The sequence below is a fragment of the Nitratireductor thuwali genome (genome assembly GCF_036621415.1).
GTDB lineage: Bacteria > Pseudomonadota > Alphaproteobacteria > Rhizobiales > Rhizobiaceae > Chelativorans > Chelativorans thuwali.
The window spans coordinates 3,979,123-3,990,565 of the sequence record NZ_CP030941.1; the positions used below are offsets into that span (position 1 = coordinate 3,979,123).

Sequence of the window (11,443 nt, forward strand, 5' to 3'; positions counted from 1 at the left end):
AGCGGACCCGCGTCGCGGACGCGGCGACCAGCAGACAAAGGCCATCGGCCCGCTGGGCGCCCGCCACGACGGCAGATTGATGAAGGGACGAGGAGTCCCGTAAAGGAGATCGGCATGAACCAAGAGGTCATGAACCTGTTCAACCCTCAGGCGCCGGCACAGACCTTCGATTCCATCCGGATTTCGCTGGCCAGTCCCGAAAAGATCCTGTCCTGGTCGTTCGGCGAGATCAAAAAGCCGGAGACGATCAACTACCGCACGTTCAAGCCCGAGCGTGACGGCCTGTTCTGCGCGCGCATTTTCGGTCCCATCAAGGACTATGAGTGCCTGTGCGGCAAATACAAGCGCATGAAGTACAAGGGCGTCATCTGCGAGAAGTGCGGCGTCGAGGTCACGCTGAGCCGCGTTCGCCGCGACCGTATGGGCCATATCGAACTGGCCGCGCCCGTCGCCCATATCTGGTTCCTGAAGTCGCTGCCCAGCCGCATCGGCACCCTGCTCGACATGACGCTCAAGGATATCGAGCGCGTTCTCTACTTCGAGAACTACATCGTGACCGAGCCCGGCCTGACGGCGCTCAAGGAAAACCAGCTCCTCTCCGAAGAGGAGTACATGATGGCCGTCGACGAGTATGGCGAGGATTCCTTCACCGCCATGATCGGCGCGGAGGCCATTCACCATCTGCTCGAGATCATGGACCTCGACAAGATCGCGGGCGACCTGCGCTCCGAGCTTGCCTCGACGACTTCCGAACTGAAGCAGAAGAAGCTCTTGAAGCGGCTGAAGGTGGTCGAGAACTTCATCGATTCGGGCAACCGCCCGGAATGGATGATCATGAAGATCGTCCCGGTCATCCCGCCGGACCTGCGCCCGCTCGTGCCGCTCGACGGCGGCCGCTTCGCGACGTCGGATTTGAACGACCTTTACCGCCGCGTGATCAACCGCAACAACCGCTTGAAGCGGCTGATCGAGCTGCGCGCGCCGGGCATCATCATCCGCAACGAGAAGCGCATGCTTCAGGAAGCAGTCGATGCGCTGTTCGACAACGGCCGCCGCGGCCGCGTCATCACCGGCGCCAACAAGCGCCCGCTGAAGTCGCTGTCCGACATGCTGAAGGGCAAGCAGGGCCGTTTCCGGCAGAACCTGCTCGGCAAGCGCGTCGACTATTCGGGCCGTTCCGTCATCGTGACGGGTCCCGAACTGAAGCTGCACCAGTGCGGCTTGCCCAAGAAGATGGCGCTCGAGCTCTTCAAGCCCTTCATCTATGCCCGCCTCGACGCCAAGGGTTACTCCTCGACCGTCAAGCAGGCCAAGAAGCTAGTCGAGAAGGAAAAGCCGGAGGTCTGGGATATCCTCGACGAGGTCATCCGCGAGCATCCGGTTCTTCTGAACCGCGCGCCGACGCTGCACCGCCTGGGCATCCAGGCTTTCGAGCCCGTGCTGATCGAAGGCAAGGCGATCCAGCTTCACCCGCTGGTCTGCACCGCCTTCAACGCCGATTTCGACGGCGACCAGATGGCCGTGCACGTGCCGCTGTCGATCGAGGCGCAGCTTGAAGCCCGCGTCCTGATGATGTCGACCAACAACATCCTGCACCCGGCTTCCGGCGCACCGATCATCGTGCCGTCGCAGGACATGGTCCTGGGTCTCTACTACCTGTCGATCATGAACCAGAACGAGCCGGGCGAGGGCATGGTTTTCGCGGACATGGGCGAGTTGCACCATGCGCTGGAAAACAAGGTCGTCACGCTGCACACGAAGATCAGGGGACGCTTCAAGACGGTCGATGCCGAGGGCAAGCCGGTCTCGCAGATCCACGAGACGACGCCTGGCCGCATGATCATCGGCGAACTGCTGCCGAAGAACGTGAATGTGCCGTTCGACATCTGCAATCAGGAGATGACCAAGAAGAACATCTCCAAGATGATCGACACCGTCTACCGCCATTGCGGTCAGAAGGAGACGGTCATTTTCTGCGACCGCGTCATGCAGCTCGGCTTCAGCCATGCCTGCCGGGCCGGCATCTCGTTCGGCAAGGACGACATGCTGATCCCCGACGCCAAGATCAAGCTGGTTGCCGAGACCGAGGCGCTCGCCAAGGAATACGAGCAGCAGTACAATGACGGCCTGATCACCCAGGGCGAAAAGTACAACAAGGTCGTCGACGCCTGGGCCAAGTGCTCCGAGAAGGTCGCCGACGAGATGATGAAGCGCATCAAGGCGATCGAATTCGACGAGAACGGCCGTCAGAAGCCGATGAACTCGGTCTACATGATGTCGCATTCGGGCGCGCGTGGTTCGCCCGCCCAGATGCGCCAGCTCTCCGGCATGCGCGGCCTGATGGCCCGCCCCGACGGCTCCATCATCGAGACGCCGATCATCTCGAACTTCAAGGAAGGCCTGACCGTGATGGAGTACTTCAACTCCACCCACGGCGCCCGCAAGGGACTGGCCGACACCGCCTTGAAGACCGCGAACTCGGGCTATCTTACGCGCCGTCTCGTCGACGTCGCGCAGGATTGCATCGTGGTCACGCCGGATTGCGGCACCGACAAGGGCCTGACGATGCAGCCCATCGTCGACGCCGGCCAGGTGGTCGCATCCATCGGCCAGCGCGTGCTGGGCCGCACGTCCCTGGACGACGTGGTCAACCCGGCCACCGACGAGGTCATCGTCAAGGCCGGCACGCTGATCGACGAGCGTGACGTGGAGGCTATCGAGAAGGCCGGCATCCAGACGGTGCGCATCCGTTCGGCGCTGACCTGCGAGATGCGCAGCGGCGTCTGCGCGGTCTGCTACGGCCGCGACCTGGCACGCGGCACGCCGGTCAATATCGGCGAGGCCGTGGGCGTCATCGCGGCCCAGTCGATCGGCGAGCCGGGCACCCAGCTCACCATGCGCACCTTCCACATGGGCGGTACGGCGCAGGTGGTCGACCAGTCGTTCCTGGAAGCCTCCTTCGAGGGCACGGTCAAGATCCGCAACCGCAACGTGGTGCGCAACTCGGACGGCCATCTGGTCGTCATGGGGCGCAACATGGCGGTGCTGATCCACGACGAGAGCGGCGCCGAGCGCGCTTCGCACCGCGTGGCCTATGGTTCGCGCATCTTCGTGGACGAGGGCGACAAGGTGAAGCGCGGCCAGCGCATCGCCGAGTGGGATCCGTATACCCGCCCGATGCTGACCGAGGTGGAAGGCACGGTCGCCTTCGAAGATCTGGTCGACGGCGTCTCCGTGCAGGAGACGACGGACGAATCCACCGGCATCACCAAGCGCGAAGTCATCGACTGGCGCTCGACGCCGCGCGGTTCGGACTTGAAGCCGGCGCTCACCATCCTCGATTCCAAGGGCAAGGTCGCAAAGCTCGCCCGCGGCGGCGATGCACGCTTCCTGCTTTCGGTGGAGACGGTTCTGTCGGTGGAGCCCGGCGCCAAGGTGGCGCCCGGCGACGTCGTGGCCCGTATCCCGACCGAGAGCGCGCGCACCAAGGACATCACCGGCGGTCTGCCGCGGGTGGCCGAACTCTTCGAGGCACGCCGTCCGAAGGACCACGCCATCATCGCCGAGATCGACGGCACGGTGCGCTTCGGCCGCGACTACAAGAACAAGCGCCGCATCATCATCGAGCCGCATGATGCGACGCTGGAGCCGGTCGAGTATCTCATCCCGAAGGGCAAGCCGTTCCATCTCCAGGACGGCGACGTCATCGAGAAGGGCGACTACATCCTGGACGGCAACCCGGCACCGCACGACATCCTGGCGATCAAGGGCGTGGAAGCGCTTGCTTCCTACCTCGTCAACGAGATCCAGGAGGTCTACCGGCTGCAGGGCGTGTTGATCAACGACAAGCACATCGAAGTGATCGTTCGCCAGATGCTGCAGAAGGTCGAGATCACCGCCCAGGGCGATTCGACCTATATCCCGGGCGATCACGTCGATCAGATCGAGTTCGACGAGATCAACGACCGCCTGGTGGAAGAGGGCAAGAAGCCGGCCGAAGGCCAGCCGGTGCTGCTCGGCATCACCAAGGCTTCGCTGCAGACGCCGTCCTTCATCTCCGCCGCCTCCTTCCAGGAGACGACGCGGGTGCTGACGGAGGCCGCCGTGGCGGGCAAGATCGACTCGCTCCAGGGTCTCAAGGAGAACGTCATCGTCGGCCGTCTGATCCCGGCCGGTACAGGTGGCGCGATGAGCCAGATCCGGCGCATCGCCCGCTCGCGCGACGACCTGATCCTCGACGAACGCCGCAAGGAGTCGGGCGCCCAGATGGCCGATCCGGTGCTGGCCGACATGTCGGAGACTTCGGGACCGGCCGAGTAACGCGCGGTCCTGCTGAACAGAAAAAGCCGCCGGGCTCTCCCGGCGGCTTTTTCATTGGCGAAACCTGTTGCCCACCTGCCCCGGGCGGGCTGGTGGAAACCCTCAGCGGCGCAGTTCGGTTTCGATCCTGTCCAGCGCTTCGGCCTTTCCCATGCCCGTCAGGAAGGCGAGGGTGGTGATGTGGGGCACGCCCAGATCGTCGGGAAGCTGCGTGGTGGAGACGACGAGGTCGATCCCGCTCAGCTCGGAGCGGACCTCCGTCGCCTTGCACTGGCGAGCATCGATCTCGATCCCGCGCTCTTTCATCGCTTCGACCACGGCGTTGGATACGACCGTCGAAGTGGCGATGCCCGTTCCGCAGGAAAACAGGACGCGCTTCCTGATGCTCATTGGCTTTCTCCCATTGTCTCGGACCGTGTGCCCGATCGCGTGCCGAGCAGACCGCGGATTTCGGCGACCGATCCCGCCGCAATCAGCCGCTCGACCGTTTCTGGGGCCTGGATGGCCGCCATGACGGCTTGCAGCATTTCGATCTGCCGATCCTTGTGATTGAGCGCCAGCATGAAGACGACGCCGACTGGCACGGCCTCTCCGGCATCCTCCATATTGGCGAAATCGACCGGCGCCGCAAGGGTCGCCAGCGCCACGCCCGGCTTGAGCACGTGCACCGGATCCGTGTGAGGCACGGCGACATTGACCTGCCGGCCGAGCGGCAGTCCGGTCGGCAGCTTCCGTTCCCGCTCGACCACCGCCTCGGCAAAGCTCGGCTTGACATAGCCGAGCCTTTCCAGCCTGCCGGCCAGGAGACGGATCACCTCCTCCCGGTCATTGGCCTCGACCCCGAGCAATATGGCCTCGGGGTCGAGCTCTTGGACGAGGCTCGCGCTCATGCGGGGGCCTTCGTGGCGGCGGGCACGGGAACCTCGCCGTCGCCGTCCTCGGCACCGGCCGCCCGTTCCCACGCCGCCATGTTGCGGCGGTAGAACCAGAAGCTGCCGGCGATCAGCAGGGCCAGCAGCGCCAGCCCGGCGGCGCCGAAGCTGCGGATGGCGGCGATGACGGCGTAGGAGATCCACAGGAAGCCGTCGACCACCGAGGTGATCTGGACCGCGTTTTCAGGCATCTCGAAGCCCGATGCGACCGCAGCGTCCGTGAAGAGGGGCGCCAGCGCGTTGGCGACATAGAAGCCAAGCACCAGCGTGACGGTGCCGACGATCACCATGCGGAAGACGTTGCCCCGCAGGAGCGGCGCCGTCATGGCGACGATGAAGGGAATCACCGCCAGATCGGCAAACAGGATGACCCGGTTGCCGGGCAGGATGATCGACAGGACGATGGCGATCGGAACCAGGATGAGCGACGACGATATTGCCGCCGGGTGCCCGATCAGGATGGCCGAATCGAGCCCGACAAGCAGTTCGCGGTCGCCCGTCCGCTTGCGCACAAATTCCTGGGCTGCCTCCGAAACGGGCAGCAGGCCCTCCATGAGGATCTTGACCATGCGCGGCAGAAGCAGCATCACGGCGGCCAGCGTCATGCCGGTCTGCAGCACCTTCGACAGGACCGTGCCGAAGTCGCCCGCATTGTAATATGCGATCGCGCCGAGCACGAGGCCGATGATCAGGCCGAGGACGACCGGCTCGCCGAAAACGCCGAAGCGGCGCTCGATGGTCTCGGTGCTGATCTCGACCTTGTTGAGGCCTGGGATGCGCTCGATCGCCCAATTGACCACGATGGCGATGGGCAGGATCTGCGCGGATGCCAGATGCGGGACGGAGACGCCCGGAATGCCGTAGAACTTCTGCACCGCGCGCGCCGACCAGTCGGCAAACAGCAGCGCCAGCGCCGCCATCAGCGCGGCGATCGCAAGCCCGTAGACCAGGCTGCCGGTAGCCGCCACGGCAAGCGAGCCGATGAAGGCAAAATGCCAGAAATTCCACACATCCACATTCAGCGTCCGGGTCAGCCGGGTCAGAAGCAGGACGATGTTGACGGCGATGCCGATGGGAATCACCCATAGCCCGACCGACGAGCCGAAGGCAATGGCCGCCGCCGACGGCCAGCCGACATCCACGATGTCGCGCTGAATCCCGGTATTGGTGACGATGGCCTGGGCCACATCGCCGATGGAGCCCAGCATCAGGCCCAGCACCAGATTGATGCCGATGAAGGCGACGCCGATGGTGACGGCGGCGCGGAACGCCTTGCCCACACGGGCGCCGAGAACGACGGCGATGACGAAAATGACGATGGGCAGCAAAACCGTGGCGCCCAAAGTGTCGACGGCCGCCTTGAGGCCGCTTAGAAACGCATCCATTTCTTCCTCCCCCGAAGGCCTGGGCCTCCGCTTGCGCCAGAGCGCCGTGCGTCCGTTCGGACGCTACACAGGGACGCTCCATCTTGTGTTTCCGCATCTGCGAACGTCGGGTAACCCCACCCGACCGCAAATGCGTCAGAACAATTGTTGCATGTTCTAAACATAAGTTATGCCTGCCGCGCCCGCCCTGTCAATCGGGCTGCCGGAGGAGGCCGCGCAGGCGGGGAGGGCGCGCCTCAGGCGGGCTCCTCGAAGGTGACGATGGCAATCTCGCCCTCGGTGGCGCCCTGCCAGGCCGACAGGTGCGGCTCCTCCTCGGGCGCGCCTTCCATGTCGCCGATCTGGTCGAGTTCGGCTTCGGCGTAGCCTTCCTGGGCGAGCGCCTCCAGCGCCATGCGCACAGCGGTGTCGTCATCGGGGGCGACGAGCATCACGTGCACCCCCTCGCTTTCGGCGCCGGCTTCGCGCCACACGCGCCCGGTTATGATGGTGACGGGGCGTTCTTCATCGTCATTCATGGGTTGATTCCTGATCCTGTGATTCTGCGTGGTCACGGCTCACCGCCCTCTCTTATAGATCGCCGACCCGGCGCCCGGCCAGCGGGCCACCCGTTTCCCTGTGCGCAAGAAGGGGTTTTCCCGACCCCTTGGAAGGGCGCGCTCGAACCCCGCTCTTACCGTAACGATACCGTTTGGGCACTGATAGGCGCGCGGAATGCTACCTATCGGTGCTCGCAAGTCTGTACCCGGCCTCGAGTCGGTTCGCGGCCGTCCCGCCTGCCAGCGGGCCACCGCCACGTTGCGTCCTTCGACAGTAACCGCGTTGCCCGGCATCGGGCCTTCACCGCGACACCAACGGCGCAATGGGGATTCCATGTCCAACCTGCTTCAAGTCTTGCTCGCTTCCTTCACGGCACCTCGTGAGAAGATGCGCGCCGGAGCCCTCGGCCGGCGGCGCCATTCGTCCGGTGGGCCCACGGTCCGCGCGACGCTTTTCAGATTGTTGCTGGCCGGGTTTTTTCTGGCGATCGCTCCGCAGGTGGCGCAGGCCCAGAGCATTGCGCCAACGGCGCCCTGCGTGCCCGGATGGAACACGACGCCGGCTGGATGGTACATCGTTCAGAACACTCCCGACTGCTCGGACGTCAACGGTTTAGCGGGCAGCCTGCCGTGGGATGACGCTCCAATCCCGGTTCTGCCGACGGGAGACGATACCTTCACCGATATGGTGTTTGTCGAGAACTTCTCCGGCCCTGGGGCCCATTGGATCGAGGAGATCGGCACGACGATAACCGGACTTGTCCCGGGGCGGGAATACAGGATTCCATTCTTTGTCGCGCCTTGGGGAGTACTTGAGGGAAGTCGCCAATATGACCCATGCGAAGGACTCGTTGCGACCGTCAATGGGCAGCCTCAGACATTCGTCACGCCTTATACTCAGCAATGGGCTCATCGTGTGTTGGTCTTTACGGCGAGCGGCACGCAGGAAACGCTGACAATCAAGCCGCAGCATACCTCCGGCAACTGTGCAACGAATTTCGCCCTTGGCGTCTCGCCGCTCGACATGATCAAGACGGCCACGCTAGACGGCACCTCGGCGGGCGAGCCGGTCACCTTCACGATGACCATCGAAAACACCGGCATCGAGACGCTGACCGATGTGAGGATCAGCGAGGACATCCTCGAGCGCGGCGACGGAACCCCTCTTTCCCTGACGACCGGACCAAGCTTCGTTTCCAATAGCGGCTCCTCTCCGCAGGGTATCTTGCAGCCCGGCGAGAAGGCGACCTTCACTGCCACCTACGCGCTGACGCAGGCGGATATCGAGGTGGGGCGGCTGACGAACCAGGCCGTGGGCGTTGGAACTTCCCCCACCATCGGCGAGATGAGCGCCTATTCCAGCGCGGCGGCCGATGCCGGCGAGGGTCCGACCGAGGTGACCATCCCCAAAACGCCGGCAATCCGTCTCGACAAGGCCGGCACGCCCGTCGACACGAACGGCAACGGCGTCACGGATGCGGGAGATGAGATACTCTACACGTTCACGGTGACGAATTCGGGCAATGTGGCGCTGACGGACATTACGGTGAACGATACGACGCCCGGGGTGACGGTGTCCGGCGGTCCGATCGCCAACCTGGCGCCGGGAGTGTCCGACAGCACGGCTTTCTCGGCGAGCTATACTCTGACGCAGGCGGATATCGACGGGGGCCGCGTGCAGAACACGGCGTCGGCGGCGGGCACTTCCGTGGGTGGCGTTCCCGTCGACGACGAGGCGAGCGTCACAGTCGTTCTGGAGAGGATTCTGAGGCTCTCGCTCCATAAGGAGGGCGAGATTTCCGATGACAATGGAAACGGGGCGCTGGATGCGGGGGAGACGCTCACCTACACCTTCGCCGTTACGAACACGGGCAATGTGACGCTGACGGACGTTACCCTGGACGACCCGGGCGTAACGGTATCGGGCGGTCCGATCGCCAGCCTGGCGCCAGGAGAGACGGACGACACGACCTACACGGCGACCTATGTGGTAACGCAGGCCGATGTCGACAACGGCGTCTATCTGAATACGGCGACGGTGTCGGGCAACGGTCCCGCCAGCACGTCCGTCATTGCCCGGGACAGCGCGACGGTGCCCGCGGAGGCCGCTGGAAAGCTGCGCCTGGAGAAGAACGGCGACTACGTCGATGCCAACGGCAACGGCATCATCGATGCGGGCGACCGCGTGGACTATACCTTCGTGGTGACGAATGCGGGCAATGTAACGCTGTCCAACGTCGTGGTGACAGATCCGGACGCCACCGTGTCGGGTGGTCCGATCGCCAGCTTGGCGCCGGGCGGCAGCGACGGCACGACCTTTACGGCGACGCTCGATCTCACGCAGGAGCATGTCGACGCGGGAAGGATCGAAAACACGGCGACGGCGACGGGGTTGACGCCCGGCGGCGATACCGTCACCGGCGAGGGGAGCAAATCCCTGGTTCTGGCTGCGAACGAAAGGATCGCTCTCGAGAAGATCGCCGCCCATGTCGACACGAACGGCAACGGCATCGCCGATGTGGGCGATCACATCGCCTACAGCTTCACCGTGACGAATACGGGCAATGTAACGCTGACGGGCGTAAGCCTTGACGATCCGGGCGTGACGGTGTCGGGCGGGCCGATCGCCAGCCTGAGGCCCGGAGAGGCCGACGGCGGCACCTTCACTGCCAGCTACCCGCTGACGCAGGCGGATGTGGATGCCGGCCGGGTGTCGAATACGGCTACCGTGACCGGCACGGCTCCCGACGGCCATTCCGTCGAAGATACGGCACAGGCGGTGATCATCATGGAAGGCAGCCCGGACCTTTCCCTCGTCAAGACGGGGGAATACCGGGACGCCAATGGCAATGGAGCCATCGATGCCGGAGACGAGATTGTCTATGAATTTGCGATCACCAATACCGGCACTGTGACGCTGGCGAGCGTGGCGCCGAAGGATGCCGGCCCGCTCTTCGACGGCAAAGCGGGAACGGGCAGCCTGTCGGACTTCACGCCGGCTTCTGCCGACCTGGCGCCAGGGGCAAGCCAGACCTTCGCGGCTGCCTACAGGATGAGCGGCGAGGACATCGCCAATGTACAGACGGTGGAGAACGGCATCCGCAACACGGCGACGGCCGAAGGCACGGATCCGATGGGCCAGCCCGTTGAATCGGCCGAGGCGTGGTCGGTTGTCGACATCTTCAGCGAGCCGGACTTCGAGATCGGCAAGACGGCGGCTTTCGTGCAGGTTCAGCGAGGCCAGCGGGTACCGTACACGATCCGGGTGCGGATGTCCGGCCTGCTTCGTGCCTCGGTGGTGAATGTCGTCGATGAGATTCCGGCCGGGTTCGCCTTCGTGCAGGGTTCCGCGACAATCGACGGGACGGTGGTTGCGCCACGGGTCGACGGGCGGCGGCTGACATTCGAGAATGTCCCTCTGTCGCCCAATGTCGAGGCCGGAGCGATCGAGGCCGAGATCGAAATCGGGCTGAGCCTCACGGTATCCGCCGCCGCGGGACCGGGAGAATACGTCAACCGCACATGGGTGGAGAGCCCAAGCGGAGAGCGGTTGACGCCGGTCGCCACGGCGACCGTCGAGGTGGTGGTGGAGCCGGTGTTCGACTGCGGCGACGTCATCGGCAAGGTGTTCGACGATGCCAACCGCAACGGCTATCAGGACGACGGCGAGCGCGGCCTGCCGGGCGTCCGGGTGGCCACGGTCAGCGGGCTGCTGATCACCACCGACAGGCACGGCCGCTTCCACGTGGCCTGCGCCGACCTGCCCGACCAGCGCATCGGCTCGACCTTCATCATGAAGCTCGACCCGCGCACCCTGCCGACCGGCTACCGGATGGTGAGCGAGAACCCGCGCACGGTCCGGCTGACGGCCGGCAAGGCGAGCCTCCTGAACTTCGCCGCCAGCCTCGGCCGCATCGTCCGCCTCGACCTCACCGAGGCCGCCTACGAGCCCGGCTCCGCCCGGCTGCGGCCCGAATGGCAGGCAGGCCTCGGTCGGCTCGTCACCCTGCTCGCCGCCGAGCCCTCCACCCTGCGCCTTGCCTATATCGACCAGGGCACCGACCGGCGCACCGCCAAGGCCAGAACCCGAACCCTCCGCGCCGCAATCGACAAGCTCTGGAAACAGGCCGGAAACAAATACCCCCTCGACATCGAGACAAGCATCGAGACGGGCAGGCCAGCGGGAAGGGGCCCGATCGGCGATCGCGGGGCCGTCGCCGGGCCTTGAGCATCGAGCCCGCCGGCAATGCCGCCAATGGGTTTACCG

General features: G+C 64.8%; 6 protein-coding genes. 2 read left to right on the forward strand and 4 right to left on the reverse strand.

Annotated elements, in window-relative coordinates; translation table 11 throughout:
- Positions 1-114: 114 nt before the first annotated feature.
- Complete coding sequence (gene rpoC / locus NTH_RS19275; RefSeq protein WP_338531537.1) at positions 115-4,320, forward strand: DNA-directed RNA polymerase subunit beta'; 4,206 nt, start codon at positions 115-117, stop codon at positions 4,318-4,320.
- Positions 4,321-4,422: 102 nt separating this feature from the next.
- On the opposite strand, the gene NTH_RS19280 is transcribed toward rpoC, so the two are convergent.
- From NTH_RS19280 to NTH_RS19295, 4 genes are all read right to left on the reverse strand, one after another.
- A complete protein-coding gene (locus NTH_RS19280; protein WP_338531538.1) occupies positions 4,423-4,710 on the reverse strand; it encodes a PTS sugar transporter subunit IIB in 288 nt (95 codons plus the stop codon).
- Entirely contained in the window at positions 4,707-5,210 is a 504-nt protein-coding gene (locus NTH_RS19285; RefSeq protein WP_338531539.1) for a PTS sugar transporter subunit IIA, read from the reverse strand. The genes NTH_RS19280 and NTH_RS19285 overlap by 4 nt, the downstream gene beginning before the upstream one ends.
- The gene (locus NTH_RS19290) at positions 5,207-6,637 is read right to left on the reverse strand and encodes a PTS galactitol transporter subunit IIC (protein ID WP_338531540.1); all 1,431 of its coding nucleotides are present in this window, start codon (positions 6,635-6,637) and stop codon (positions 5,207-5,209) included. The genes NTH_RS19285 and NTH_RS19290 overlap by 4 nt, the downstream gene beginning before the upstream one ends.
- A 236-nt stretch (positions 6,638-6,873) precedes the next feature.
- Positions 6,874-7,155 (reverse strand): transcriptional regulator, encoded by a 282-nt coding sequence (locus NTH_RS19295; protein ID WP_338531541.1) that lies wholly within the window; start codon positions 7,153-7,155, stop codon positions 6,874-6,876.
- 937 nt (positions 7,156-8,092) lie between these two features.
- Here NTH_RS19295 and NTH_RS19300 point away from each other — a divergent pair.
- On the forward strand, positions 8,093-11,404 hold the full coding sequence (locus tag NTH_RS19300; protein WP_338531542.1) for a DUF7507 domain-containing protein: 3,312 nt from the start codon (positions 8,093-8,095) through the stop codon (positions 11,402-11,404).
- The last annotated feature ends 39 nt before the right edge of the window (positions 11,405-11,443 follow it).

Bases quoted from the DNA above. Each gene is read 5' to 3' on its own strand.
- rpoC (WP_338531537.1), top strand. From the start codon at position 115: ATGAACCAAGAGGTCATGAACCTGTTCAACCCTCAGGCGCCGGCACAG.
- NTH_RS19295 (WP_338531541.1), bottom strand. From the start codon at position 7,155: ATGAATGACGATGAAGAACGCCCCGTCACCATCATAACCGGGCGCGTG.
- NTH_RS19285 (WP_338531539.1), bottom strand. From the start codon at position 5,210: ATGAGCGCGAGCCTCGTCCAAGAGCTCGACCCCGAGGCCATATTGCTC.
- NTH_RS19280 (WP_338531538.1), bottom strand. From the start codon at position 4,710: ATGAGCATCAGGAAGCGCGTCCTGTTTTCCTGCGGAACGGGCATCGCC.
- NTH_RS19290 (WP_338531540.1), bottom strand. From the start codon at position 6,637: ATGGATGCGTTTCTAAGCGGCCTCAAGGCGGCCGTCGACACTTTGGGC.